Annotated in this window: 23 protein-coding genes and 2 pseudogenes; 9 read left to right on the forward strand and 16 right to left on the reverse strand. The window is 62.4% G+C overall.

Translation table 11 applies throughout. From position 1 onward, the window contains the following. The first annotated feature begins 199 nt into the window (after positions 1-199). The 3 genes from JN756_RS27025 to JN756_RS27035 all read left to right on the forward strand — a co-directional run bounded on the left by JN756_RS27025 (position 200) and on the right by JN756_RS27035 (position 2,122). Positions 200-1,168, forward strand: coding sequence for a polyprenyl synthetase family protein (locus JN756_RS27025; protein WP_017847747.1), 969 nt, complete (start codon positions 200-202; stop codon positions 1,166-1,168). A gap of 196 nt (positions 1,169-1,364) precedes the next feature. Next, positions 1,365-1,706, forward strand: coding sequence for a zinc ribbon domain-containing protein YjdM (locus JN756_RS27030; protein ID WP_046382089.1), 342 nt, complete (start codon positions 1,365-1,367; stop codon positions 1,704-1,706). 158 nt (positions 1,707-1,864) lie between these two features. Further along, positions 1,865-2,122, forward strand: coding sequence for a PA4570 family protein (locus JN756_RS27035; RefSeq protein ID WP_003194088.1), 258 nt, complete (start codon positions 1,865-1,867; stop codon positions 2,120-2,122). Between the two features lie 135 nt (positions 2,123-2,257). Here the strand turns inward: JN756_RS27035 and bamJ are convergent, their stop codons facing one another. Then, positions 2,258-2,875: a BamJ family beta-barrel-assembly machinery protein gene (gene bamJ / locus JN756_RS27040; RefSeq protein WP_017847745.1), complete on the reverse strand. Its 618-nt coding sequence runs from the start codon at positions 2,873-2,875 to the stop codon at positions 2,258-2,260. Between the two features lie 279 nt (positions 2,876-3,154). On the opposite strand from bamJ, the pseudogene JN756_RS32510 reads away from it, so the two are divergent. Together JN756_RS32510 and JN756_RS32515 are read left to right on the forward strand one after the other, a co-directional pair. Then, positions 3,155-4,219: pseudogene (locus tag JN756_RS32510) on the forward strand (methyl-accepting chemotaxis protein); the annotation flags it as partial. 258 nt (positions 4,220-4,477) lie between these two features. Beyond that, a pseudogene (locus tag JN756_RS32515) lies at positions 4,478-5,074 on the forward strand (methyl-accepting chemotaxis protein); the annotation flags it as partial. Between the two features lie 605 nt (positions 5,075-5,679). Here the strand turns inward: JN756_RS32515 and JN756_RS27050 are convergent. From JN756_RS27050 to JN756_RS27065, 4 genes are read right to left on the reverse strand one after another with little or no spacing between them, the layout of a single operon-like run. Continuing rightward, positions 5,680-6,048 carry a glyoxalase superfamily protein gene (locus JN756_RS27050; RefSeq protein ID WP_017847743.1) on the reverse strand — a complete coding sequence of 123 codons (369 nt, stop codon included), beginning with the start codon at positions 6,046-6,048 and terminating at the stop codon, positions 5,680-5,682. Between the two features lie 29 nt (positions 6,049-6,077). Beyond that, on the reverse strand, positions 6,078-7,541 hold the full coding sequence (locus JN756_RS27055) for an N-acyl-D-amino-acid deacylase family protein (RefSeq protein WP_128192591.1): 1,464 nt from the start codon (positions 7,539-7,541) through the stop codon (positions 6,078-6,080). 1 nt (position 7,542) lies between these two features. Further along, a complete protein-coding gene (locus JN756_RS27060) occupies positions 7,543-8,403 on the reverse strand; it encodes a MurR/RpiR family transcriptional regulator (RefSeq protein ID WP_017847741.1) in 861 nt (286 codons plus the stop codon). Positions 8,404-8,415: 12 nt separating this feature from the next. Further along, positions 8,416-9,765 carry a GntT/GntP/DsdX family permease gene (locus JN756_RS27065; protein ID WP_198718519.1) on the reverse strand — a complete coding sequence of 450 codons (1,350 nt, stop codon included), beginning with the start codon at positions 9,763-9,765 and terminating at the stop codon, positions 8,416-8,418. 248 nt (positions 9,766-10,013) lie between these two features. Between JN756_RS27065 and JN756_RS27070 the strand changes: the two genes are divergently transcribed. Continuing rightward, positions 10,014-10,394 carry a lysozyme inhibitor LprI family protein gene (locus JN756_RS27070; protein WP_201021530.1) on the forward strand — a complete coding sequence of 127 codons (381 nt, stop codon included), beginning with the start codon at positions 10,014-10,016 and terminating at the stop codon, positions 10,392-10,394. 132 nt (positions 10,395-10,526) lie between these two features. Here JN756_RS27070 and JN756_RS27075 read toward each other — a convergent pair whose 3' ends face one another. The 5 genes from JN756_RS27075 to JN756_RS27095 form a co-directional block, all read right to left on the reverse strand. Then, positions 10,527-11,972 (reverse strand): SulP family inorganic anion transporter, encoded by a 1,446-nt coding sequence (locus JN756_RS27075; RefSeq protein WP_046382084.1) that lies wholly within the window; start codon positions 11,970-11,972, stop codon positions 10,527-10,529. Between the two features lie 215 nt (positions 11,973-12,187). Next, a complete protein-coding gene (locus tag JN756_RS27080; protein WP_201021531.1) occupies positions 12,188-13,081 on the reverse strand; it encodes an NAD-dependent epimerase/dehydratase family protein in 894 nt (297 codons plus the stop codon). 103 nt (positions 13,082-13,184) lie between these two features. Then, positions 13,185-14,081 carry a LysR family transcriptional regulator gene (locus JN756_RS27085; protein ID WP_201021532.1) on the reverse strand — a complete coding sequence of 299 codons (897 nt, stop codon included), beginning with the start codon at positions 14,079-14,081 and terminating at the stop codon, positions 13,185-13,187. Between the two features lie 30 nt (positions 14,082-14,111). Then, the gene (gene mdaB, locus JN756_RS27090) at positions 14,112-14,702 is read right to left on the reverse strand and encodes an NADPH:quinone oxidoreductase MdaB (protein ID WP_017847735.1); all 591 of its coding nucleotides are present in this window, start codon (positions 14,700-14,702) and stop codon (positions 14,112-14,114) included. Between the two features lie 123 nt (positions 14,703-14,825). Further along, positions 14,826-15,590, reverse strand: coding sequence for a sulfite exporter TauE/SafE family protein (locus JN756_RS27095; protein WP_201021533.1), 765 nt, complete (start codon positions 15,588-15,590; stop codon positions 14,826-14,828). Positions 15,591-15,774: 184 nt separating this feature from the next. Between JN756_RS27095 and JN756_RS27100 the strand changes: the two genes are divergently transcribed. Further along, entirely contained in the window at positions 15,775-16,671 is an 897-nt protein-coding gene (locus tag JN756_RS27100) for a LysR substrate-binding domain-containing protein (protein ID WP_169866036.1), read from the forward strand. On the opposite strand, the gene JN756_RS27105 is transcribed toward JN756_RS27100, so the two are convergent. Further along, on the reverse strand, positions 16,617-18,023 hold the full coding sequence (locus JN756_RS27105) for an amino acid permease (protein WP_201021534.1): 1,407 nt from the start codon (positions 18,021-18,023) through the stop codon (positions 16,617-16,619). The genes JN756_RS27100 and JN756_RS27105 overlap by 55 nt on opposite strands. 636 nt (positions 18,024-18,659) lie before the next feature. Beyond that, on the reverse strand, positions 18,660-19,910 hold the full coding sequence (gene kynU, locus JN756_RS27110) for a kynureninase (protein WP_201021535.1): 1,251 nt from the start codon (positions 19,908-19,910) through the stop codon (positions 18,660-18,662). 144 nt (positions 19,911-20,054) lie between these two features. Between kynU and JN756_RS27115 the strand changes: the two genes are divergently transcribed. Next, positions 20,055-20,528, forward strand: coding sequence for an Lrp/AsnC family transcriptional regulator (locus tag JN756_RS27115; RefSeq protein WP_017849466.1), 474 nt, complete (start codon positions 20,055-20,057; stop codon positions 20,526-20,528). A 127-nt stretch (positions 20,529-20,655) separates the two neighbouring features. Here JN756_RS27115 and catA read toward each other — a convergent pair whose 3' ends face one another. The 3 genes from catA to JN756_RS27130 are packed head-to-tail and all read right to left on the reverse strand — an operon-like array spanning position 20,656 to position 23,057. After that, entirely contained in the window at positions 20,656-21,585 is a 930-nt protein-coding gene (gene catA, locus JN756_RS27120; protein WP_201021536.1) for a catechol 1,2-dioxygenase, read from the reverse strand. Between the two features lie 41 nt (positions 21,586-21,626). Then, positions 21,627-21,917 carry a muconolactone Delta-isomerase gene (gene catC, locus JN756_RS27125; protein ID WP_017849468.1) on the reverse strand — a complete coding sequence of 97 codons (291 nt, stop codon included), beginning with the start codon at positions 21,915-21,917 and terminating at the stop codon, positions 21,627-21,629. Positions 21,918-21,929: 12 nt separating this feature from the next. Then, a complete protein-coding gene (locus tag JN756_RS27130) occupies positions 21,930-23,057 on the reverse strand; it encodes a muconate cycloisomerase family protein (RefSeq protein ID WP_201021537.1) in 1,128 nt (375 codons plus the stop codon). A 114-nt stretch (positions 23,058-23,171) separates the two neighbouring features. Between JN756_RS27130 and JN756_RS27135 the strand changes: the two genes are divergently transcribed. Beyond that, a complete protein-coding gene (locus tag JN756_RS27135; protein WP_017849470.1) occupies positions 23,172-24,047 on the forward strand; it encodes a LysR family transcriptional regulator in 876 nt (291 codons plus the stop codon). Positions 24,048-24,180: 133 nt separating this feature from the next. Here JN756_RS27135 and JN756_RS27140 read toward each other — a convergent pair whose 3' ends face one another. Next, positions 24,181-25,173, reverse strand: a complete 993-nt coding sequence (locus tag JN756_RS27140) for an AraC family transcriptional regulator (protein ID WP_046382074.1) — start codon at positions 25,171-25,173, stop codon at positions 24,181-24,183. Between the last annotated feature and the right edge of the window lie 247 nt (positions 25,174-25,420).

The raw sequence follows: 25,420 nt of genomic DNA on the forward strand, positions 1-25,420 counted from the left end.
GAAGAGGTATTGGCTGGCATGGCTGCATGGGATGGACGTCCCGAATGCAATTGCGTAAGGCAGGTGCTGCCCAGGAAGTTCAGGGTGCGCGATTGTACGCAAGGCGCGGATACGTTGCAAGAGGCCGTCTATCGCGCCTTGACACTGCGGGGTCAGGGTCCTAGCATGCCGCGCAACCCTTCTGGAGCGACTGTCGCTGATGCAACCCCAAGCTTTCTACCGCGCGGTCGCGGACGATTTTAGCGCCGTCGACGGCATCATCAAGCAGCAGCTGACGTCTAAAGTGCCGCTGGTCTCCAAAATTGGCGACTACATTACGTCGGCGGGCGGTAAACGCCTGCGTCCTTTATTAGTGTTGCTGTGCGGCAAGGCCCTGGGCCGCGAAGGCGATGACCTGCGCCTGCTGGCTGCCACCATCGAGTTCCTGCACACCGCGACCCTGCTGCACGACGACGTGGTCGACATGTCCGGCATGCGCCGTGGTCGCGAGACCGCCAACGCGATGTGGGGCAACGCCCCGAGCGTGCTGGTCGGCGACTTCCTGTACTCGCGCTCGTTCGAAATGATGGTCGAACTGGGCTCGATGCCGGTGATGAAGATTCTTTCACAGGCCACGCGCATCATCGCCGAAGGCGAAGTGTTGCAGTTGTCGAAGGTGCGTGACGCCAGCACCACCGAAGAAACCTACATGGAAGTGATTCGCGGCAAAACCGCGATGCTCTTCGAAGCCTCGACCCACAGCGCCGCCGCCCTGTGCCAAGCCACGGCCGAGCAGGCCGAAGCCCTGCGCACCTTCGGCGACCACCTGGGCGTGGCGTTCCAACTGGTGGACGACCTGCTCGACTACCGTGGCGACGCCGAGACCCTGGGCAAGAACGTCGGCGACGACCTGGCCGAGGGCAAGCCGACCTTGCCGCTGATCTACACCATGCGCGAAGGCACGCCGGAACAGGCGGCCCTGGTACGCAAGGCGATCCAGAAAGGCGGGATCGAAGACCTGGAAAGCATCCGCGCCGCCGTGGAAGCCTCCGGCGCCCTGGACTACACCGCCCACCTGGCGCGTGACTACGTGGCCCGTGCGATCAAGTGCCTGGACGCCCTCCCCGCCAGCGAATACCGGGACGCCCTGGTCGAGCTGAGCGAGTTCGCGGTCGCGCGCACGCACTAGAAATACCAAATGTGGGAGGGGGCTTGCCCCCGATAGCGGTGGATCAGTCAACTTATGCTTAGACTGAAATACCGCCATCGGGGGCAAGCCCCCTCCCACATTTAGTTTGTATTACCAATCCAAGACCGCGCCCTGTCTTCCTACAATTCCCTATATAATGTGCGACTTTAGCCATCCTGACCTTTAAGGAGCTTTAGTGAGCACGTTGCCACCCTGCCCGAAATGCAATTCCGAATTCACCTACGAAGACGGCGCCCAACTGATCTGCCCGGAATGCGCCCATGAGTGGTCCGCCACTGGCGAGGCCGAAGTGGCCGGCGATGAAACCGTGAAGAAAGACTCTGTAGGCAACGTCCTGCAGGACGGCGACACCATCACCGTGATCAAAGACCTCAAGGTCAAGGGCACCTCCCTGGTGGTCAAGGTCGGCACCAAGGTCAAGAACATCCGCCTGTGCGACGGCGACCACGATATCGACTGCAAGATCGACGGTATCGGCCCGATGAAACTCAAGTCCGAGTTTGTCCGCAAGGTCTGATCCTGCTGCTTCCATCCCGCGCCCGCCGCGGGATGGCGTTTCGCCCTGGCTGTTGATCCCTCGCACGACCCACGCAGAAAAATCCGCAAACCGCCAATAGGCACTTGCTATTCTACGAATAAGAATTATTCTCATTGAAACCCATCAAGGAGAACGACATGACTTATTTGATAGATGCCTGGCTGGACCGCCCACACCCTTACCTGCGCATCCTCCATCGGGAAACCGGGGAAGTCTGTGCGGTGCTGGAGGAAGAAGCGCTGAACGAACTGCAGGACCAGGGCGACCTGGACGTGAATGGCCTGAGTTCCAGTGAACCCGGTGTACTGAAGGAAGTGGTGCGCAACCTGTTTCTGTTCTGCTATGCCCGAGCATTGCGCCCGGCGACGGAACTCAATGGCAAGTTTCACCCATGAGCGACCGCGCAAAACCCTGTAGGAGCGAGCTTGTTCGCGAAGAACGCACAAGCAACGCGTTCATCCAGGATGCTCGCGTCATCGTTGACGTTTGTCGCAAGCAAGCTCGTTCCTACAGGTAATCAAAAGCAGGTCTTACAGAACGTCGAGCAGCTCGACGTCGAATACCAGAACGCTGTGCGGCGGAATGCTGCCAACGCCTTGAGCGCCGTAAGCCAGTTCGCTCGGCACGAACAGGCGCCATTTGCTGCCGGCATTCATCAGTTGCAGGGCTTCGGTCCAGCCGGCGATCACGCCGCCAACCGGGAATTCTGCAGGCTGGCCGCGCTCGTAGGAGCTGTCGAACACCGTGCCGTCGATCAGGGTGCCGTGGTAGTGAGTACGCACTTGGTCTTCACGGGTCGGCTTGGCGCCTTCACCGGCAGTCAGCACTTCGAATTGCAGGCCGGAAGCCAGAGTGGTGATGCCGTCACGCTTGGCGTTTTCCGCCAGGAACGCCAGGCCCTCGCCTGCAGCCGCTTCCGCCTTGGCAGCCGCTTCGGCTTGCATGATTTCGCGGATGACCTTGAAGCTCGCGGCCATTTGCTCTTGATCAACACGGCTTGGCTTGCCGGCGAACGCGTCGGTCAGGCCGGCCAGGATTGCGTCCAGGCTCACGCCCGGTGGCGGGTTGTCGCGCAGTTGGTCGCCCAACTGACGGCCGATACCGTAGCTGACGCGGGTTTCGTCGGTGGACAGATTAACTTCGGACATGAAGAGGCTCCGCTGTAGGGCAGCGCTGAAAACACGGTTTTCCCGCACCGCCCAGAACTAAAAGGGCCAGCAGACTAGCACAGAATGCGCGTGCGGAATGAGCCCCGCCCACGTCATGCCTGCCTGGCGCCGATGCTCGGTGATGCAGGGTCCCGTACATCGCGCGGACTAATTAATCGTTTCAGTTTCCCCTGCGCCCGCCGATATGGCCTAAACACCTTGGCTGGCTCAAACAACAACACCGTCCAGCAGACAAACATCATTTTTGCGGAGCACTCGATGAACAGCTGGTTCGGTAACATCAGCGTCAACCTCAAACTGGGCCTGGGCTTCGGCCTGGTGCTTGTCCTCACCTCGATCCTGGCGCTGACCGGCTGGACCAGCCTCGGCGGCCTGATCGACCGTAGCAACTGGATGAGCGACATCACCCAGCTCAACGCCTCCCTGACCAAGCTGCGCATCGTGCGCCTGCAATACATGCTGGCCAACGGCGATGAAAGCGTGGCGCAGAACGTACAAACCAGCCTGGATGCCTTCGCCGCCCAGCAGCAAACACTCCTGGACAGCTTCAAGAGCCCGGACAACGTCAAACTGCTCAACGAGCAGAAAGCCGTCATCACGGCGTATCAGCAATCGCTGAACAAAATGCGTGAGGCCTACCGTACCGGCAATGCTGCGCGCCAGGTCATGGGCGATAAGGCCGACATCGCCAACGCCCAGATCGACGCACTGGACAGCAGTGTGCAGCAGACGCCCGACAACCCCGAGCGCTTCACCCAGTACCAGGCCGTGACTCATGCCAAACAAGAGTTCCAGTTGGCCCGCTACGAAGTGCGCGGCTACACCGGCAACGTCAACGCCGACACCGAAGCCCGCGCCGCCGCCCAGATCGAAAAAGCCATCAACGGCTTGAAAGGCCTCGGCGCGGCGTTCGGCGGCAGCCAACAGGTCGCGCTCAGCGCCCTGGAAAGCGCGCTCGGCGCCTATCGCAGTGCGGTGCAGAACTACAAGGCGGCTAACGCCAATATCGTCGCCGCGCGCGCCGAAATGACCACCCAAGGGGCGGATATCGTCACCATCAGCGATAAGCTCTACGACATCCAGCTCGCCCGCCGCGACGCCGAAAGCGCCCAAGCCCGCAGCCTGCAATTGATCAGCACGCTGCTCGCGTTACTGGTCGGCATCGTCGCGGCACTGGTGATCACCCGCCAGATCACACGCCCGATCCAGGAAACCCTGGCCGTGGTCGAGCGCATTGCCTCCGGCGACCTGAGCCACAATATCCAGGTCACCCGCCGCGATGAGCTGGGCGTACTGCAACAAGGCATCCAGCGCATGGGCACGACCCTGCGCGAGTTGATCAGTGGCATTCGCGACGGCGTAACCCAGATCGCCAGCGCCGCCGAAGAGTTGTCGGCCGTGACCGAGCAGACCAGCGCCGGTGTGAACAGCCAGAAGATCGAAACCGATCAAGTCGCCACCGCCATGCACGAAATGACCGCCACCGTGCAGGAAGTCGCACGCAACGCCGAGCAAGCCTCCCGGGCCGCTGCCGATGCCGATGGCCAAGCCCGCGCAGGCGACAAAGTGGTGGCCGAAGCCATCGCCCAGATCGAACGCCTGGCCGCCGAAGTGGCGCGCTCCACCGACGCCATGAGCCATCTGCAACAAGAGAGCAACAAAATCGGCAGCGTGATGGACGTGATCAAGGCCGTGGCCGAGCAGACCAACCTGCTCGCGCTCAACGCCGCGATTGAAGCGGCGCGTGCCGGTGAAGCCGGTCGCGGCTTTGCCGTCGTCGCCGACGAAGTGCGTGGCCTGGCCCAGCGCACGCAGAAATCCACCGAAGAAATCGAAGGCCTGGTGGCCGGCTTGCAGAACGGCACCCAGCAGGTGGCCGCGGTGATGAACAACAGCCGCAGCCTCACCGACAGCAGCGTCGAACTGACGCGCAAGGCCGGCGTATCCCTGGAAAACATCACCCGCACGGTGTCGAACATCCAGTCGATGAACCAGCAGATCGCAGCGGCAGCCGAAGAGCAAAGCGCCGTGGCCGAAGAAATCAGCCGCAGCATCATCAACGTGCGTGACGTGTCGGAACAGACCGCCACCGCGAGTGACGAGACGGCCAAGTCGAGTGTGGAACTGGCGCGCTTGGGCAGCCAGTTGCAGCAGATGGTCAGCCACTTCCGGGTGTAAAAACCAAAAAGCCGCCTCGGTCTGCACCGGGGCGGCTCCACTTCTCAGACCTTAGCGGTCATCGAAGCTGTCTCGCAGGAATGTCCATGCGTGATAAACACGCAAGGCATTCATGACGAGGTTCCACGCACGTCGTGCAAACTTAGACATACTCGGCCCTCCATGAGTTGGGCCTTACCTCCAGCGCACTTACCGGAACATGTGAGCCTTTGGACGCACGTCAGTGCTCCTGTGAGGCGGCTGGGTTTATGGTCCTCTTGCATGAATCCGGCACGGATTACTAGCCCGTGGCAGTCGGTCCAAAATTAGCGCGCGAACCCAGCCAACCTACCTCACGATGAACGCAGAACGAGGGCGATACTAGCTCAGTCCCCTACGCCAAGGTGTGACAAGCAACGGCCAATTCCCCTTAAAAGTTGTTGCTGTTTTTTGCGGGGCTCAAGTGAAAGACCACCTATCGTCAGGCCTTGCATAAAGCCCCGAAGCGGCAGTAGTATCGCCAACACGTCAGTGCTTCCTGTGAGATCGCAACCCCAGCCGCAAACCGGGTTTGCACAAAAAAACCGCCCTACTAAGGCGGTTTTTTATTGCCTGCGATTTACCCCTCAGCCCTCGCCTTCCTCGACAAACACCAGCCGATTGCCAAACGGATCGTGGATGCTCATCTCCCGCGAACCCCAGGGCATTTCTTCAACGCCTGGCTTGGCAAAACGATAGTCCTTGCCCTGCAATTGCTGCTGATAGGCGTCTACACCCTGCGCCTGAATCCGCACCGCCGCACCCGGCGATGCATCGCCATGGTGCTCGGACAAATGCAGCACGCACTCACCCAACGACACCTGCAGGTACAACGGAAAATTCGCCTCGAAGCGATGCTGCCAATCGACCTTGAACCCAAGGAAGTCGACATAAAACTCCAACGCCTTGGCCTCGTCGAAAATCCGCAGGATGGGGGTGACTTTTCCTAAGTGCATGGCAACCGCTCCGTGTGTAAGAGCGCCCACTATAGAGTCGAAAACCCAGCCCGCAAATCCCCACTGCGCGCCAGGAACCGCCCCGGCCGCTGACCATTCGGCTGCCCGTCGCTGTAGCTCAACACGCCGTTGACCCACACGCCATCAATCCCTTCTGCCGCCTGCTGCGGCGCCTTGAAATCCGCCACATCGCGCACGCGCAGCGGATCGAACAGCACCAAGTCGGCCCAGTGCCCTACACGGATTTCGCCCCGCTCCGACAAGCCGAACCGCGCCGCCGACAAGCCGGTCATCTTATGCACCGCCGTGTGCAGCGGGAACAGCCCGACGTCCCGACTGAAGTGGCCCAACACCCGTGGAAACGCGCCCCACAAGCGCGGATGCGGGAACGGATCTTCGGGCAACCCATCCGACCCGACCATCGACAGCGGATGCGCGAGGATACGGCGCACATCCGCTTCGTCCATGCCGTAATACACCGCCCCCGCCGGTTGCAGGCGACGGGCCGCGTCCATCAGCGAAACATCCCACTCGGCGGCGATCGCCTGCAAGTCGCGCCCGCCCATTTCCGGGTGCGCTGTCGACCAGGTGATGGTGATGCGAAATGCATCGGTGACTTGCTTGAGATCCAGGGTCGAAGAACTCGCCGCATAGGGGTAACAATCACACCCCACCGGATGGGTTTTCGCCGCCTGCTCCAGCGCCGCCAACAGCTGCGGACTACGCCCCCAGTTACCCGCACCGGCACATTTGAGGTGGGAAATGATCACCGGCACCTGAGCATGCCGACCGATCAGAAACGCCTCGTCCATGGCCGCCAGCACCGGCTCGAACTCACTGCGCAGATGGGTGGTGTACACCGCGCCGAACGCCGTCAGTTCTTCGCTCAGTTGCAGCACTTCATCGGTCTCGGCATTGAACGCGCTGGCGTAGGCCAGGCCGGTGGATAAGCCAAGGGCGCCATCCTCCAGGCTCTCGCGCAACTGCGCGCGCATCGCGGCGATTTCATCGAAAGTGGCGCTGCGATGCAGGTCGTCCATATGGTTGCTGCGCAGCGCCGTGTGGCCGATCAGCGCCGCGACGTTGACCGCCGGCTGGGCGCGTTCCACGGCGGCGCGGTAATCGGCAAAACGCGGATAGGTGAACGCTTCACGCGGGCCCAACAGGTTCATCGGGTCCGGCGGCTCAGCGCGCAAACTCACCGGCGAGGCGCTGATACCGCAGTTGCCGACAATCACCGTGGTCACCCCCTGGCTGAGCTTGGGCAGCATCTGCGGCTGACGGATCACCACCGTGTCATCGTGGGTGTGTACATCGATAAACCCCGGCGCCAACACCCGGCCTCGGGCGTCGATCACCTGCGTGGCCAGCGCGGCCGACAAGTCGCCGATCGCCTCGATACGCCCGTCGCGCAGCCCCACATCGGCGACATACCCAGGCGTGTTGCGGCCATCCATGACCAGCGCCTGGCGGATCAGCGTGTCGTACTGCATATCAGTCTCCCAGCGGCAGGCTGTCGGGCCCGCCGCGATAGTCGTCGAGGGCCAGCTTGATGCGGCGCAGGCGTTCCTGGTTGTCGTCCGGCATGGCCAGCGCCAGCTCGGTGGCGAGCAGGTCGATGGCCAGCAGCATGCCGTAGCGCGCCGCCGTGGGTTTGTAGATGAAGCTGGTTTCGGCCGGTTGCAGCGCCAGCACCACATCCGCCAGCCCGGCCAGGGGTGAACCGGCCAGGGTGATGGCGACGATGGGCGTGTCGTAGTTGCGCGCCAGGGCCACCACGTCCAGCAACTCCGGGGTGAGGCCGCTGAGCGAACAAACGATCAGCGCCTGCTCGGGCCCCAGCGTCGCCGCCGTGACGCGCATCATCACCGGGTCATGGCAGGCGGCAATCGGATAGCCCAGGCGCACCAGACGCACTTGCAACTCCTCGCTGCACAGGCTCGACGGGCCGCCCATGCCGAACGCGTGGATCATCCGCGCCTTGCCCAGCAGGCTGACTGCGTCGACGAAGCCGGCCTGATCGAACCCCGACAGGTGCTGGCGCAACGTCGCCTCGATATCACCGAGAATCTGCCGATGAAACCCCGACTGCTCAGGCTTGCCCGCCGGGTCGAGGAAGCGGCTGCCCACGCCACTGGCCTGGGCCAGTTGCAGGCGCAAGTCACGCAAATCCCGGCACCCGACGCTGCGCGCAAACCGCGACAACGTGGCAGTGCTGACCTCGGCGCGTTGGGATAACGCCTCCAGGCTGGCCGACGCGGCAAAGCCCACGTCATCGAGCATCAGCTTGGCGATACGCCCTTCGCCGGCACTGAAAGACGCCTGGCGGGCGCGGATCTGGTAGAGGATGTCCATGGAGGCTCCGGGTTACAGGACGCAGGACAGACCATACGTCAGACCGAAGGCGACCAGCGAAATCAGGGTCTCCAACACGGTCCAGGTCTTGAAGGTCTGGATCACAGTCATATTGAAGTATTCCTTGATCAGCCAGAAGCCGCCGTCGTTGACGTGGGAAAAGATCACCGAACCCGCCCCGGTCGCCAGCACCAGCAATTCAGGGTGTGGATAACCCAGGCCCAGCGCAACCGGCGCAACCACCCCGGAAGCGGTGGTCATGGCCACGGTGGCCGAGCCGGTGGCGATACGCATCAACGCGGCGAACAACCAGCCCATCACCAGCGGCGACAGGTTGAACGCGTGGGCCAGGCCGAGGATTTCGTTGGTCACGCCGGCGTCCACCAGAATCCGGTTCAACCCGCCGCCCGCGCCCACCAGCAAGGTGATACTCGCGGTCGGCGCCAGGCATTCGTTGGTGAACTTGAGGATCGACTCGCGGTTGAAACCCTGCGCCAGGCCGAGGGTCCAGAAACTCACCAGGGTCGCCACCAGCAGCGCGATCACCGAGTTGCCGATAAACAACAGGAACTGGTTGAAACCGCTGCCGGGCGTGGAAATCAGATTGGCCCAGCCGCCGATCATCATCAGCACCACCGGCAACAGAATGGTGCCCATGGTCAGGGCGAAACTCGGCAAACGGCTGCGTGGCTCGCGCTCGATGAACTGGCGCTCCAGCGGGTTTTCCGCCGGCAGGTGAATGCGCGGCACGATGAACTTGGCGTACAGCGGGCCGGCGATGATCGCCGTGGGAATGCCGATCAAAATCGCATAGAGCACGGTCTGCCCGACCGAGGCGTTATACGCCAGCACCGCCATCATCGCCGCCGGGTGCGGCGGCACCAGCGCATGCACCACAGACAGGCCGGCAACCATCGGCAAGCCGACCATCAGGATCGACACCCCCACACGCCGCGCCACGGTAAAGGCGATCGGCACCAGCAACACAAAACCGACCTCGAAAAACAGCGGCAGCCCCACCAGAAAGGCAATGCACACCATCGCCCAATGGGCATTGCGCTCGCCGAACCGGTTGATCAACGTGCGTGCCACCTGCTCGGCGCCGCCGGATTCAGCCATCATCTTGCCGAGCATGGTGCCCAGCGCAACCACCAGAGCGATATGCCCCAGGGTTTTGCCGACGCCCGCTTCGTAGGAGCCCATGATGGTGTCCGCCGGCATCCCGGCCATCAGCGCCAGGCCGATGGACACCAGGGTGATGACGATAAACGGGTTGAGTCGGTAACGTGCAATCAGCACGATCAAAGCAATGATGGCGATGGCGGCGTATGCCAATAGCCCGAAGCCCGGTGATGCGGCCATGCGGTACTCCTCGGAAAGGGTCACGTCGAATTGGTTGTGAAACTCATAAATCATTACCGAGGAGCATTTTCAATTTTTATGAAAGTAATTTTCGCCCACAGATAAGCGCTGTCGCGTTGGGACATGCCCAACGGCCGTGCATGAAAATTCGGGGGGTGTTCTTACATCAAATTCAGAAAAGACCGGAAACTCAACGCGCACGCTTGAGTCTTAAAATGCGCCCCCACGAACATCCAGGACACTCGATCATGACCCGCACCTCTCTCACCGCCTGCGCCCTGCTGCTCGCCCTGTGCGGCAGCGCGTCGGCCGCCGACAACGCCGCACTGAAGAAATGCATGGACAGCGCCAACACGACCGTGGACATGGTCAAGTGCAACACCCAGCAGGCCAAGGTGCAGGACAAACGCCTGAACACTGCCTACCAGGCCGCCCTCGCCGCCCAGGAAGGCGCGCGCAAGCAGCAATTGCAGGACGTGCAGCGCCTGTGGATCAAATACCGCGATGCCAATTGCGCCTTTGCCGGCAGTGCCACCGGCGGCAGCATCGATCAGGTCAACGGCTCCGCCTGTGTACTGGACATGACCCAGACCCGCGCCCAGGAACTGGAAGACCTGGTCGGGCCGTAATGAATGAAAACCCTCGCCCTCCCGTAGGAGCGAGCTTGCTCGCGAAAATCGTCAACGATGACGCGTGTTGCCTGGATAGACGTGGCGCTCTCGGGTTTTTCGCGAGCAAGCTCGCTCCTACAGGGGTTGCGGTCAGTCGTGATGGACCTTGGCGCGCTTGAGCAGCTTCTTGCAGCGCTCGGACAAATGCAGCACGCGCAGATGCTTGCCGGCCTTGCTGTAACGCTCGCGCAAGGTCATCAGCGCGGCAATCGCGGAGTAGTCGACAACGCTCAGGTGGCGGCAATCCAGCGTCACCGCGGCCGGGTCGTTGGCCGGGTCGAATTGATTCAAAAACGGCGTGGTCGAGGCAAAGAACAACGTGCCATGCACGCGGTAGAGTTTGCTGCCGTCCGCTTCCAGATATTCATCGGCGTACAGTTCACGCGCCTGTTGCCAGGCGAAGTTCAGCGCCGCGATCACGATCCCGCAGAGCACCGCCGTGGCCAGGTCGGTGAACACGGTGATCACGGTCACCGCAATGATCACCAGCACGTCATTGAGCGGCACCTTGTTGATCACCCGCAGCGACGCCCAGGCGAAGGTCTGCTGCGACACCACGAACATCACCCCGACCAGCGCCGCCAGCGGAATGCGCTCAATCAGCGGTGACAGAAACAGAATGAACAACAGGATCATCACCCCAGCCAAGACCCCGGACAAACGCCCGCGCCCGCCGGAGCTGAGGTTGATCACGGTTTGCCCGATCATCGCGCAACCGCCCATGCCGCCGAACAGGCCCGAGACCATATTCGCCGCGCCCAGGGCCATGCTTTCGCGGTCGGGGTAGCCGCGGCTCTCGGTGATTTCGTCGGTGAGGTTGAGGGTCAACAGGGTTTCCAGCAGGCCGACCATTGCCATCAGAAACGCGTAGGGCGCGATGATGCCGAGGGTATCCAGGCTCCAGGGGATCTGCGGCAGTGCGAAGCTCGGCAGGCCACCGGCGATGTGGGCCATGTCGCCCAGCGTGCGCGTCGGCAAGCCCAGCAGGTACACCGCCAGGCCCACGCCGAGGATCGCCACCAGGGCGGGCGGCACGGCACGGGTCAGGCGCGGCAACAGGTAGACAATGGCCATGGTCACCAGCACCAGGCCGCTCATCACATACAGCGGCGTGCCGCTGAGCCAGGTATCACCGCTCTTGAAATGCTCCAACTGCGCCAGGGCGATGATGATCGCCAGGCCGTTGACGAACCCCAGCATCACCGGGTGCGGCACCATCCGCACCAGCTTGCCCAGGCGCAGCAGGCCGAAGACCAGCATGATCAGCCCGCCCAGCAGCACCGTCGCGAGCAAATACTCCACGCCGTGTTGCACCACCAGCGCGACGATCACCACCGCCATCGACCCTGCGGCGCCAGAGACCATCCCCGGCCGCCCGCCGAACAATGCCGTGAGGGTGCAGATGATGAATGCGCCGTAGAGCCCCATCAGCGGGTTGAGATGCGCCACCAGGGCAAAGGCGATGCACTCGGGCAGCAAGGCAAAAGACGTGGTGAGGCCGGCCAGGGCGTCGGCGCGAAGACGGGTGAGGTTCATGAGGTACCGGGCATTGCGGGGAATAAGGCGGGGAATGGTACGGAAATGCGGGCGGCGGGGCCAGTGAAGCGTCAGGGCAGATTGACCGGGATACCCCGTTCGCGGGCAAGCCCACTCCCATGGTTTGATCGGTGCACCCGTTATCGAGGTGTGAACACCGTCAAATGTGGGAGTGGGCTTGCCCGCGAAGGGTGCACCACGGTCTCACGCCGACATCAGACCATTTCGCGGCGAATCCACTCCACCACCGATGTGCGCTTGGGCACCCACCCCAACAATTCACGGGCATGCTTGCCGCGCACCCGGCTGTTGGAACCCAGGCCGTAGTTGGCCATTTCATAGCCCCATTCGGCTTCTGCGTCGGCCAACGGCCAGTCCTGCGGCTTGCCCAGGTTCAGGGCTTCGGCGATGGCGGTGGTCATGTCGATGAACGCCGCTTCACCGCTTTCCACGAAGTAGAACGTGCCCGGCACATTCTTCTCCAGCGCCAGCCGATAGAGCGCGACCACATCCTCGATATGCACATTGGACCAGATGTTCTGCCCCGTGCCGACATGGCGCCCCACTCCGCTCTTGCGCGCCTGCTTGAGCAAGCGCGGCAGTTGCACGCTGTCGCGCTTCACGCCCAGGCTGTGGCCGTAGATCAGGGTGTTGCAGATCACCGCCGAGTTCACCCCGTCTTGGGCGGCCGCCAGGATCAGGTTGTCGATGGCGACACGTGCGGCCTTGTCGACGGTCGGTTCCGGCAGGTGGTCTTCGACGTAGATGACATCGCTGGCCTTGCCGCCCGATGCATCGCCGACGATGCTCGAACCACTGGTGTGCAGGAACGGTTTGTTCGAACCTTTCAAGGCGGCCAACAGCGTTTCCACCGCCGCGCGATGGTCGCTGCTGGCGGCGTTGATCACCGCGTCGGCCTGCCGGGCCTGTTCGGTCAACACCGCACGGTCATCCAGGGTGCCGATGACCGGGGTGATGCCCAGGGCCGTCATCTCGGCGGCTTGATCGGCGCTGCGCACCAGGCCCGTCACATGGTGGCCGGCCTTGACCAGGCCGGTGGCGATGGAGCCGCCGATAAATCCGGCGGCGCCGGTAACGAATACGTTCATGGAGGTCTCTCCTGACTGAGTAAGTGATGGGCCCAGTATCAAGCCCCCATCCCTGGCGAATAAGACCGTGTTGCCCAATTCAATCTTGCGCGCAGGTCACGAATCAGCAGGCGTACCGCGCCAGCTTGGCCTGGATGAAGTCCAGGAAGCATTGGATGCGCAAGGCCAGTTGCGAGTTGCGGTAAAACACCGCGTGGATCGGCTGGCGATAACCGCTGTTGAAGGCTTCCAGCAGCGGCACCAGGCGCCCGGCGTCGATGTCGTCGCTGGTCATGAAGTTCGACAGGCAGCCAATGCCCTGCCCTTCGAGCGCCAGCTGGCGCACGGTTTCACCGCTGGACGCGGCAATGCCGGGCTCGATCAGCCAGCGGTCGCCCGCCACGTGGCGCAACGGCCAGTGGTTGAGCGTCTCGGTCTGGGTGAAGCCGAGCAAGGTGTGCTCGGCCAACTCGGCGACCGTGGTCGGCGTACCGTACTGCTTGAGGTAAGCGGGGCTGGCGAGGATATGCAGCGGGGTGCAGCCCAGGGACCGCGCATGCAGGGTGGAATCGGCCAGCGCGCCGATGCGAATCGCAATGTCGGTGCTCTGCTCCAACAGGTCGATGATCAAGTCATCACTGTTCAACTCCAGCTGGATCTCTGGGTACAGCCTGCGAAACTCGGCGATGTACGGCACGATCCCATGCAGCATGAACGGCACGGCGGCGTTGATGCGCAAGCGCCCCGCCGGTTTTTTCTGGCGCGACGACAAGCGCTCCTCCAGATCATCCATCTGCGCCAGGATCACCTTGGCCTGTTCGAAGAAGTACTTGCCCTCCTCGGTCAGGTCCATGCGCCGCGTGGTGCGGTTGATCAGCGTGGTGTCGAGCTTGGCTTCCAGGCGCGACAAGGTGCGGCTGACCGCCGACGGCGTCTGCCCGACCTGCTCCGCCGCCGCCGAAATCGAGCCGCACTCAATCACGTTGACGAAGATCTGTAGCTCATCGGATCGGGCTTTCACAGGCTGTCCTCTTTCTCGGTTCAGCGCAGCTTACACCGAGAGGTCGAACACCTGCGCCAGATGCTGCTCGTAGCGCGCCACATCGGCGTCGATGGCCGGGCGCTTCATGACGTCCACGCAGAGGAACGTCGGCAAGGCCGTCATGCCGAGGAACTCATTGGCCTTGTGAAACGCGAAGTACACCGCGTCCACGCCTTTGCCTTCAAAAAAATCGCTCGGGTCGTCGAAGGCTTGCTGCGGGGCGTTCCAGGTCAGCGACAACATGTATTGCTTGCCGTGGATCAGGCCGCCGCTGCCGTATTTCTGCGAGGCGTCGGAACGGGTACGGCCATCGCTGGCGTAGAGGCTGCCGTGGCCTTCGGTGAAGACTTCGTCGATGTACTTCTTCACGATCCACGGCGCGCCCATCCACCAGCCGGGCATCTGGTAGATGATCACGTCGGCCCAGAGGAATTTGGCGACTTCTTCGGCCACATCGTAGCCTTCATCGATATGCGTGACCTTGACGTCGATACCGCCACGGTCGAGCACAGCCACGGCAGCGTCATGCAGGGTGGTGTTGTAGCGACCGTCGGAGTGGGCGAATTTTTTACCGCCGTTGAGCAGCAGGACTTTTTTCATGGGGGAGCGCCTTGAGATTAAAAATGTCTGAAGGCAGGGTATCGATGTGCCTTGCGCGGAATAAGCCTTGGCGCGGCAAAATACATTTGACTGAAAATCACGAATAAAACTCTATTATTGCCTTTATCCACTGATCAACAGATGCGCGCCCAACAGCGCCATGCCGATAAAAAACACCCGCTTGAACAACACGGCACTGATCCGTTGGCGCAACACCTGCCCCAGCCACATGCCCAACAAGGCCGGCGCCAGCGCCAACAGCGAGGCATTGATCTCACCGCCGCCGAGGCTGCCGCGCCAGGCCAACCCGGCCGCCAGCGCCAGTGTCGACACGCTGAACGACAGCCCCAACGCCTGCACCAACTGATCGCGATTCAACCCCAGCGCTTGCAGATACGGCACCGCCGGAATCACGAAGACGCCGGTGGCCGAGGTGATCAGGCCGGTGACCAGCCCACACACCGGCGCCAACCAACGCTCGGTCGCGGGCTTCACCTTGAATGCGGGCAGGAACAGCCCACTCAACGCATACACCAGCAAGGCCGCGCCCAATGCGCGCACCACCCCGGCGCCACTGCCCATTCCCAGCCACAGCGTGCCCAACCCGGTGCCGAGGACAATCAACAGCAACAGCGGCCACAAGCGCTTGAGCAACACGCTCAAGTGGCCGCCGAAGGCCAGTTGCCAAAGGTTGGTCACCGTCGAAGGGATGATCAGCAACGCCGCAGCCTGCGCCGGCAACATAGCCAGGCCGAGCAAGCCCATGGCGACGGTGGGCAAGCCCAGGCCGATCACACCTTTGACGGTGCCGGCCAGCAGGAAGGTGCCGATCACCAGCAGGGTCAGGGCGGGGCCGAGGTTTTGGTAGAACGCGAGGAAGGTTGTCATCGGCCGAGTGTGGGGCTTTTCGCTGGGCGCGAAAATTCACCATATACTGAGGCTGCCTCTTGTTTTGCATGAGGCTGATGCCGCCATCGCGGGCAAGCCCCCTCCCACTGTTGAAATGCATTCCAAGTGTGGGAGCGGGCTTGCTCGCGATAGCGCCAGTCCAGCGAAAGGAAATCTTCCAGCCATGCACTTTGACCTGATCGACCTGCGCCTCTACCTGCACGTCCTCGATGCCGGCAACATCACCGCCGGCGCCAGCCGCAGCCACTTGTCCCTGGCCGCCGCCAGCGCGCGCATCCGCGCGATGGAAGCTGCGCTCGGGGTTGAATGCCTTGAACGCGGCCGCCGTGGCGTCACGCCGACGGCCGCGGGCCAGGCCTTGGCGCGTCATGCCCGGCTGTTGCTGCAACAGGCCGAGCACCTGCAACAGGACCTGGCGGAATACGCCAACGGCGTCAAAGGCCAGGTGCGCCTGCTGTGCAACACCACCGCCCTCAGCGAATACCTGCCGGAACTGCTCGCGGATTTCCTGCGCGACCACCCCAACCTGGACATCGACCTGCAGGAACTGCCCAGCCTGCGCATCACCCAGGCCTTGCGCCAGGGCACCGCAGACCTCGGGATCATCTCCGACGCGGTGGACACCCACGGCTTGCAGACCCTGGCGTTTCGCGACGATCCGCTGGTGCTGGTCATGCCGCTGGAGCATCCGTTGGCGGCAAGTACGGTGAGTTTTATCGACAGTCTGCATTACGACTATGTGGGCCTGGCCGCCCACAGCGCGCTGGCGGTGTACCTGGAAGAACAGGCGTTGCACGCGGGGTTTCGCTTGCACACGCGGATCCGCGCCGAGGGTTTTGACGGCGTGCTGCGCATGGTCGCACGCGGCGCGGGCCTGGGGATCGTGCCCCAGGCGGCGCTGGCGCGCTGGCCGTGGGCGCAGCGCGTCAAGGCCCAGCCGTTGCGAGAAGCTTGGGCCTGTCGAACGCTGCTGTTATGCGCGCGCTCGTTCGAACACCTGCCGGGTTATGCCAGGGCCTTGCTCGACACCTTGGCCCTGCCCTTGCGGAAAAATCCGTAATACACCGCCGACAGAATCAGCAGGAACGGCACGCCGAACACCAAGGTCATCTTGAACGCGTCGGTGAAATACGTGGTGATCATCACCGCGCCCATCAGCACCAGGCCCAGCAGCGTGCTGTAGGGAAACAGGCGCAGCTGGAACGACAACTTCGCCCCGCCATGACGCTTGCGATAACGGCGGAAGAACAGGTGCGTCAGGAAGATCATGAACCAGGTGAAGATCGCGCCGAACATCGAGATCGCCATCATCAGCGTGAACGAGCTTTCCGGGTAGACCACGTTAAGCAAGGTCGCCAGGCCGATGCCCGAGCTGGACAGCAACAAGGCGTTCAGCGGGATGCCGCTCTTGCTCAACGCACCCATGGACGCGGGCGCAAAGCCGGCGCGGGACAGGCTGAACATCATGCGTGTGGTGATGTAGAGCTGGCTGTTCATCGCTGACAGCGCCGCGATCAGGATCACGAAATTCATCACCCCGGTGGCGCCGGGAATGCCGAGGGTCTGCATCACTGTGACGAACGGGCTCTGCGTCTGCCCGGCCTGGTTCCACGGCACGATGGCCAGCATCAGCGCCAGGGTCAGCAGGTAAAACACCACCAGGCGCACGATGGTCGCGCGAAAGGCTTTCTTCACCGCCTGCTCCGGGTCGGCCGCTTCACCGGCGGCGACGGCGATCATCTCTACGCTCAAGTAGCTGAAGATCGAGACGATCACTGCGATCCACATACCGCTCAAGCCATGCGGGAAAAAGCCGTCGTGGGCCGTGTAGTTCTGCACCCCGTACTGCGGGTTGCCGGAGCCGAACACCACGTACACCGCGAGGAGGATGAAACCGACGATGGCGCTGATCTTGATCGTCGAAAACCAGTATTCGAAGTTGCCGAAGGTTTTCACGCTGATGGCATTGAGCAGGATCAGCACGCTGGAGAACGACACGATCCACACCCACTCCGGCACGTTGGCGAACCAGTACTTCATGTACATCGCCACCGCCGTGACCTCGGCGCCCACCGCCAGCACAATCGCCGCCCAATAGGCGTAGCGCACCAGGAACCCGGCCAGCGGGCTGATGTAGAACTCGGCGTAGGCCCCGAAGGAGCCGGAGGTGGAATGGGCCACCGTCATCTCCGCCAGGCAGCCCATCAGCAGCAAGGTGATCAACGCTCCGATGGCGTAACTCAGCAGCACGCTGGGCCCGGCATAGCCGATGGCATAGGCGCTGCCCATGAACAGCCCGGTGCCGATGGCGCCACCGATGGCGATCATGCTCATCTGGCCGGAAGTGAGCTGGCGCCTCAGGCCCAGTTCGCGGTGGGTGATTTCTGCAAAGCCGTCGTTTGGCGTGGTCACGTGGTGTGCCCCTTATTGTTGTGATTGCACGATTTGTCTGTTGCCGCAGATCCTCTGTGGGAGGGGGCTTGCTGGTGATAGCAGTCGTTCAGTTGATACCTTAGGTGACTGACCCGCCGCCATCGGGGGCAAGCCCCCTCCCACATTGAGCCTGCGTCAGGCACTCAATGGATGAACACCGCAGACCCCATATAGCAGTCTTTCAGTCGATACCTAGGTGACTGATCCGCCGCCATCGGGGGCAAGCCCCCTCCCACATTGAGCCTGCGTCAGACACTCAATGGATGAACACCGCAGACCCCATATAGCAGTCTTTCAGTCGATACCTAGGTGACTGATCCGCCGCCATCGGGGGCAAGCCCCCTCCCACATTGAGCCTGCGTCAGGCACTCAGTGGATGAACACCGCAGCCCCATATAGCAGTCTTTCAGTCGAGACCTAGGTGACTGACCCGCCGCCATCGGGGGCAAGCCCCCTCCCACATTGAGCCTGCGTCAGGCACTCAGTGGGTGAACACCGCAGACCCCATGTGGGAGGGGGCTTGCCCCCGATGGCGGTGTGTCGGTCGCCGGATTCGCACGCTGATACAGCGCTATCGGGAGCAAGCTCCCTCCCCCCATTGTTGTCTGTGTTTATTCAAGTGACGCTGTTACGGACTTTGAATTGCGCCTGGTCCCAGGTGCGGTTGTCGAGGATCTCACCGAGGATTTCCACGGCGTCCCACACTTCGGTAAAGCAGGTGTACAGCGGCGTAAAACCAAAACGCATGATGCGCGGCTCGCGGTAGTCGCCAATCACTCCACGGGCAATCAGTGCCTGGATCACCGCATAACCTTCAGGGTGTTCGAAACTCACATGGCTGCCGCGTCTGGCGTGTTCACGCGGGGTGATCAACACCAGGCCATGGGCGGCGCAGCGGGCTTCGACCAATGCGATAAACAGGTCGGTCAAGGCCAGGGATTTACTGCGCAGGCTGGCCATGTCGGTCTGTTCGAAAATCTCCAGGCCGCATTCCACCATGGCCAGCGAGGTGATCGGCTGGGTGCCGCACAGGTAACGCGCGATACCGGCACTCGGTGCATAACGCGTCTCCATGGCGAACTGCCGGGTATGCCCGAACCAGCCCGACAACGGCTGGCGCACCACGTCCACCAGCGCCGGGTTGACCCACACGAACGCCTGGGAACCAGGGCCGCCATTGAGGTATTTGTAGGTGCAACCGATCGCATAATCGGCGCCGGCCCGATGCAGGGCGATGGGCACCGCACCTGCCGAATGCGCCAGGTCCCAGAGGCTCAGCGCGCCGCACTCGTGGCTCAACGTGGTGAGCGCGTGCATGTCGTACATGTAGCCGGTCTTGTAGTTGACGTGGGTGAGCATCACCACCGCCACGTCCGGGTCGATGGCCTGGGGCAGTTCGTCCGGGCTGTTGACCAGGCGCAGCGAATAGCCCTGTTGCAGCAGTTCGGCGAGGCCTTCGGCGATGTACAGGTCGGTGGGGAAGTTGCTCGCTTCGCTGACGATCACCTTGCGCTGCGGCGCGCGTTGGCGCTGCACGCTCAAGGCGGCGCTGAGCACCTTGAACAGGTTGATGGAAGTGGTATCGGTGATCACCACTTCGCCCTCCCCCGCGCCGATCAACGGCGCCAGGCGATTGCCCAGGCGCTGGGACAAGTCCGCCCAACCCGCGCTGTTCCAGCTGCGAATCAAGCCATTGCCCCACTCCTCGGCGATCACCTGCTGCGCCCGCGCAAGCGCGGCCACCGGACGTGCGCCGAGGGAGTTGCCGTCGAGGTAGATCACCCCCTGCGGCAAGGCGAACTGGTGGCGCAGCGGCGCCAACCGGTCCTGGTCGTCAAGGGCTTGGCAATGGCTTCGAGTGATCATGGGCTGTCCTGGTTTTTATAAGTGAAGATGCCGTAAATAATGAGCGAAGTTTTAGAGAATTTTCGTGCAAAGTTGTGGGCAACAGGCTAATTAAGCTGTAGGAAATTCGAAGTTCAACCGAAAACACGCGGATTTATTCTAAGCATGATTCTCGACGCCACCGACCTGCGCCTCCTGCATTTCCTGCAACAGGACGGCCGTATCAGCAACCAGGAACTCGCGGAAAAAGTCGCGCTGTCGCCCTCCGCCTGCCTGCGCCGTCTGCGCCTGTTGGAAAGCGAAGGCATCATCAGCGGCTATCGGGCGGTGTTGAATGCCGAGCGGTTGGGGATCGAACTCGAGGCCATCGTCCACCTATCGGTGCGCCAGGACGTGGAGGACTGGCACGAGACGTTTATCCAGAAGGTGCAAGGCTGGCCGGAAGTGGCCAGCGCCTACGTGATCACCGGCGCCAGCAACTACGTGCTGCGGGTGCAGGCGCGCAACCTCAAGCACTTTTCGGACTTTATCGTGAACCACCTGAACCGCACGGCGGGGGTGATGGATATCCGTTCGGAGATCGTGTTGCAGAAGATCAAGGATCGCGATGAAGTGTTGGACCTGGTGCTGCGCAAATAGTCAGCCACACCACAAAACAATGTGGGAGGGTGGCTTGCCCCCGATAGCCGTGTGTCAGTCACTTAAATGCTTACTGATCCGCCGCTATCGGGAGCAAGCTCCCTCCCACATTTTTTGACCGCGTTGATCAATCTTCCAATGCACGCACGCGCTGCATGCGCTTTTGCTCCAGCGGCGCATCGGCAAGCTGCACCTCGAAGTCAAAATCGATCTGCGCAAAACGCCCTTCCACACCCAGTTCCCGCGCCAGGTGCTGATCGTCGCTGAAGCGAATTTCGGCAATCAATTCATCCCGTGTCGCGTAGGCAAAATCATCGTGCAGGTACGGGTCGTCCGACAGGTTGATCTGCGTGGTCAGGTGCCGATGCCCCGGCGCCGAGATGAAGAAGTGAATATGCGCCGGCCGCTGCCCGTGGCGTCCCAGTTGATCGAGCAACTGCTGGGTCGGCCCGGTCGGCGGGCAGCCATAACCCGACGGCACGATGCTGCGAAAACGGAAGTTGCCGTGGGCATCGGTCTCGATGCGGCGGCGCAGGTTGAATTCCGACTGCGCGGTGTCGAACCAGGAGTAAGTGCCGCCGGTATTGGCCTGCCACACATCGACAATCGCCCCGGCCAACGGCTTGCCCTGCGTGTCCCGTACCTGGCCGCGCATGAACAGCGGCACGCCCGGGTCCTGGCCGTCGTCCAGGCGCGCTTCGTATTTCGACAGCGGCGCCCCCGCCACATACAGCGGGCCTTCGATGGTGCGCGGGGTGCCGCCGGTTTTGCCGGTTTCTTCGTCGGCGGCGTCCATCAACAGGTCCAGGTAATGCTCCAGGCCAAGCCCGGCGGCGAGCAAACCGGCTTCCTGGTGTTGGCCCAATTCATTGAGGTAGTTGACCGCCGCCCAGAACTCTTCGGGGGTGACTTCCAGGTCTTCGATGATGTTCACCGTGTCCCGCAGGATCCGGTAAATCAGCGTCTTGGTGCGCGGGTTGCCGCTTTCGCTGCGGTGGCCGCTGGCTTCTTCGAGAAACTGTTGGGCATGGGCAGTCTGGGACAGTCGGATGGACATGGTGCAATCCTCATCTTGTAATTATTGGGGATAAAACAGGCTCAGCGGTCGTCCGCGTGGATCGACGACGGGTGCCGGCACAGCGCATTCACTTCGATGGCCATGTAGGGATAAAGCGGCAGTTGCATCAGCAGGTCGTGCAGTTCCTGCACGCTGTCGACATCGAACACGCTGTAGTTGGCGTAGAGCCCGGCGATGCGCCACAGATGGCGCCATTTGCCCTCTTGCTGCAGGCGCTGCGCCAGGGCTTTTTCGTCGGCCTTGAGGCTGGCGGCACGTTCGGGGTTCATGTCGACGGGCAGGTGTACGCTCATTTTTACGTGGAACAACATGGCAGGCGCCTCTTAGTGGTTGTCACGACGGAAGAACGCCAGGCGCTCTTCATCGATGGCCAGGCCCAGGCCCGGTGCGGTGCTGACATGCAGCTGGAAATCGCGGTACACCAGCGGCTCGGTGAGGATGTCTTCGGTGAGCAGCAGCGGGCCGAACAGCTCGGTGCCCCACGCCAGTGTGTCCAGGGTGAGAAACGCATGGGCCGAGGCCTGGGTGCCGAGGCCGCCTTCGAGCATGGTGCCGCCGTACAAGCCGATCCCGGCCGCTTCGGCAATCGCGGCCGTGCGCAACACCGCGCGCGGGCCACCGTTCTTGGCGATCTTGAGGGCGAACACCGAAGCCGCGCCTTCGCGGGCCAGGTTGAAGGCGTCCTCGACACATTCGATGGATTCGTCGGCCATGATCGGCACCGGGCTCGACAGATTAAGCCGGGCCATGCCGCCGCGGTTGTTGCGCGAGATCGGCTGTTCGATCAGGTCGATAGCGTTGTCGCCGAGCACCTTGCAGGCGCGCAGGGCAACGGCTTCATCCCAGGCCTGGTTGACATCGACGCGCACGCTGGCGCGCTCGCCCAGGGCTTTTTTGATCGCGATCACATGGGCCAGGTCGGCACTGACCTCACCGGCGCCGATCTTCAATTTGAAGACGCGGTGACGGCGCAGGTCGAGCATCTTCTCGGCTTCGGCAATGTCCTGCTCGGTGTTGCCGCTGGCCAGGGTCCAGGCCACCGGCAACGCATCGCGCACGCGGCCGCCGAGCAGTTCGCTGACCGGCAGGTGCAGGCGTTTGCCCAGCGCATCGAGCAAGGCGCTTTCGATGGCGGACTTGGCGAAGGTGTTGCCGCGAATGCTGCGCGCCAGGCGCGACATGGCGGCATTGATGTTGTTCGCGTCCTGGCCGATCAGCAGCGGGGCGAAGTGGCGGTCGATGTTGATCTTGATGCTGTCAGGGCTTTCGTTGCCGTAGCTCAGGCCGCCGATGGTGGTGGCTTCGCCGAGGCCTTCGATGCCGTCGGCGCAACGCAGGCGGACGATCACCAGGGTCTGGTTCTGCATCGTGTGCATCGCCAGCTTGTGCGGGCGGATAGTGGGGAGGTCGACGATGATGGTTTCGATCGACTCGATGGCACAAATCGGCATGGCTATACCCGTTGGGTTCTTTATAGATTTGAGCCGATTCTGTGCCGCATTTTTCTTGGCTTCCAATATAGAATTGGTCTCGCACAATACCTTCAAGGTATCAAAGGAGCTGTCATGGAACTGCGACATCTGCGCTATTTCCAGGTGCTGGGCGAAACCCTCAACTTCACCCGCGCCGCCGAACGCCTGCACATCGCCCAGCCGCCGTTGAGCCGACAGATCCAGCAATTGGAGGATGAATTGGGCGTGATACTGCTCGAGCGCGGCCGACCGCTGCGGCTGACCGAGGCCGGGCGGTTTTTCTATGAACACGCCACTGTGCTGCTGGAGCAGTTGGGCAAGGTCTGCGACACCACCCGGCGTATCGGCCAGGGCGAGAAGACCTGGCTGGGCATCGGCTTTGCGCCGTCGACCTTGTATGGCGTGCTGCCCGAGTTGATTCGGCGGCTGCGCAACCACGACGCGCTGGAACTGGAACTGGGGCTGTCGGAAATGACTACCCTGCAGCAGGTTGAAGCGCTCAAGGCCGGGCGGATCGACGTGGGCTTCGGGCGGATTCGCATCGATGACCCGGCCATCGTCCAGCGGGTGCTGGTCGAGGACCGCCTGGTTGCGGTGTTGCCCGCCGGCCACGCCTTGCTGGGCGCGCCCGCCACCCTCGCCCAATTGGCCGCCGAGCCGTTTGTGCTGTACCCCGGCAACCCGCGGCCCAGTTATGCCGACCATGTGATCGCGCTGTTCGACGCCCACGGTTTGAGCCTCAAGGTGGCGCAGTGGACCAACGAGTTGCAGACCGCCATCGGCCTGGTCGGCGCGGGTATGGGCGTGACGCTGGTGCCGGCGTCGGTGCAGGTGCTGCATCGCGCGGACATCGGCTACACGCCGGTGGTGGAAGCCACCGCGACCTCGCCGATTATTCTCAGCCGGCGGGTGAATGATCAGTCGCCGGGGCTGAATCATTGTTTGCAGTTGGTTGAAGAACTGATCTGAAATCTCCCAGGTACTGCAGATCTAATGTGGGAGGGGGCTTGCCCCCGATGGCGGTGTGTCAGCCCACACATCTACTGACTGACACACCGCCATCGGGGGCAAGCCCCCTCCTACATTTAATCTGCGGTGTTTTTTAGACAGTGCGCAGGCGCTTACGCTGCAGGGTTTGGCTCGGCGACTCATCGAACAGCTTGCGATACTCCGCCGAGAACCGCCCCAGGTGGGTGAAGCCCCAGCCCAGGGCAATCTCGGAGATGGTGCGGGTGGAGCCGTGTTCGAGGATCTCCTGGCGCACCGCCCCCAGCCGATACTTTTTCAGGTAAGCCATCGGCGACAGCGCGAAGTATTTGCGAAACGCATCGAACAGCTTGAACCGCGAGACCCCGGCGGCGGCTTCCAGGTCTTCCAGATGCACCGCTTCGCGGGCGTTGTCGTGAATGTGCTGGCGGGCGCGGATCAAGTAGTGCGGCAGCTTCACGCCAAGCACGTCGCGCAATTCCTCTGAATAATTATTCGGCTGGGCGAGGATCAGGCCCTTGATCAACGAGCTTTCCAGGTCGCGGGTAAACGCCGCCTGCTCGTACAACTCGCTGCTGCGCGCAAGCTCTGCGATGAAATAACGCGCCATGCGCCACCACGAGGCCGGGGCGCCGTCCACCGCATCCATCACCGGCTCGAAACGCAGCGGCGCCTCGATCGGCCGTTGCAGCAACCCTTCCAGCGACTCGCTCATCGCCGCCCGCGTAATCACCACCTGCAACTTGCGGCAATCGCCGGAAATCGCCAGCACCTGGTGCTCGTTGGGCGAGATGATCACGCCTTGATCGCGGTTGGAACTCAAGCGCTCGCCGTTCTTGCTCAACTCCTGCTCGCCTACCAGAGGCAGGCTCAGGCTGTAGCTGCTGAAGTGTTCGGCGTCCTCGATGTCGATGGTCACGTCGGTGCCGTATTCGATCACGCCCAAGGTGGTGGCGCGGGACTTGAACACGTTGGCGCTGTGATGGAAACGCAGGCGCTCGGGCGTGGCCGTCGCCAGGCGGTGCGGCCCGCAGATGCCGGACATCCAGCTGCGGGCGCCCTCCAAGTCGAAGCGTTCGATACGGATATCGCGTGTATGGCTACTCATCAGGCTGCACCCACGGCGGTTAGGCGGTTGCGCGCTCTGGCGGCGCGTCGTGACAGATCGACAGCAAGTTCTGCGCCACGGCGGCAGTCTCGCTGCTGGGTGGATAACAACGCTCGACTATGTGGATAAACCACCGACTTCTGCGCGCACCGCCCTGCATGACAGTAGCGCATCGCGTCACCGCCCTGCACCGGCGTGGGTATTTCATGCCCAACTATCCGGCCCGCCTTCGCCCATTAAGCGGATA

The organism is Pseudomonas sp. Y39-6, from assembly GCF_023651955.1.
GTDB lineage: Bacteria > Pseudomonadota > Gammaproteobacteria > Pseudomonadales > Pseudomonadaceae > Aquipseudomonas > Aquipseudomonas veronii.

Coding starts and splice junctions, on each gene's coding strand:
- JN756_RS27025 (WP_017847747.1), top strand. CDS start 200: ATGCAACCCCAAGCTTTCTACCGCGCGGTCGCGGACGATTTTAGCGCC.
- JN756_RS27035 (WP_003194088.1), top strand. CDS start 1,865: ATGACTTATTTGATAGATGCCTGGCTGGACCGCCCACACCCTTACCTG.
- bamJ (WP_017847745.1), bottom strand. CDS start 2,875: ATGTCCGAAGTTAATCTGTCCACCGACGAAACCCGCGTCAGCTACGGT.
- JN756_RS27050 (WP_017847743.1), bottom strand. CDS start 6,048: ATGCACTTAGGAAAAGTCACCCCCATCCTGCGGATTTTCGACGAGGCC.
- JN756_RS27055 (WP_128192591.1), bottom strand. CDS start 7,541: ATGCAGTACGACACGCTGATCCGCCAGGCGCTGGTCATGGATGGCCGC.
- JN756_RS27060 (WP_017847741.1), bottom strand. CDS start 8,403: ATGGACATCCTCTACCAGATCCGCGCCCGCCAGGCGTCTTTCAGTGCC.
- JN756_RS27065 (WP_198718519.1), bottom strand. CDS start 9,765: ATGGCCGCATCACCGGGCTTCGGGCTATTGGCATACGCCGCCATCGCC.
- JN756_RS27070 (WP_201021530.1), top strand. CDS start 10,014: ATGACCCGCACCTCTCTCACCGCCTGCGCCCTGCTGCTCGCCCTGTGC.
- JN756_RS27075 (WP_046382084.1), bottom strand. CDS start 11,972: ATGAACCTCACCCGTCTTCGCGCCGACGCCCTGGCCGGCCTCACCACG.
- JN756_RS27080 (WP_201021531.1), bottom strand. CDS start 13,081: ATGAACGTATTCGTTACCGGCGCCGCCGGATTTATCGGCGGCTCCATC.
- mdaB (WP_017847735.1), bottom strand. CDS start 14,702: ATGAAAAAAGTCCTGCTGCTCAACGGCGGTAAAAAATTCGCCCACTCC.
- JN756_RS27095 (WP_201021533.1), bottom strand. CDS start 15,590: ATGACAACCTTCCTCGCGTTCTACCAAAACCTCGGCCCCGCCCTGACC.
- JN756_RS27100 (WP_169866036.1), top strand. CDS start 15,775: ATGCACTTTGACCTGATCGACCTGCGCCTCTACCTGCACGTCCTCGAT.
- kynU (WP_201021535.1), bottom strand. CDS start 19,910: ATGATCACTCGAAGCCATTGCCAAGCCCTTGACGACCAGGACCGGTTG.
- JN756_RS27115 (WP_017849466.1), top strand. CDS start 20,055: ATGATTCTCGACGCCACCGACCTGCGCCTCCTGCATTTCCTGCAACAG.
- catA (WP_201021536.1), bottom strand. CDS start 21,585: ATGTCCATCCGACTGTCCCAGACTGCCCATGCCCAACAGTTTCTCGAA.
- catC (WP_017849468.1), bottom strand. CDS start 21,917: ATGTTGTTCCACGTAAAAATGAGCGTACACCTGCCCGTCGACATGAAC.
- JN756_RS27130 (WP_201021537.1), bottom strand. CDS start 23,057: ATGCCGATTTGTGCCATCGAGTCGATCGAAACCATCATCGTCGACCTC.
- JN756_RS27135 (WP_017849470.1), top strand. CDS start 23,172: ATGGAACTGCGACATCTGCGCTATTTCCAGGTGCTGGGCGAAACCCTC.
- JN756_RS27140 (WP_046382074.1), bottom strand. CDS start 25,173: ATGAGTAGCCATACACGCGATATCCGTATCGAACGCTTCGACTTGGAG.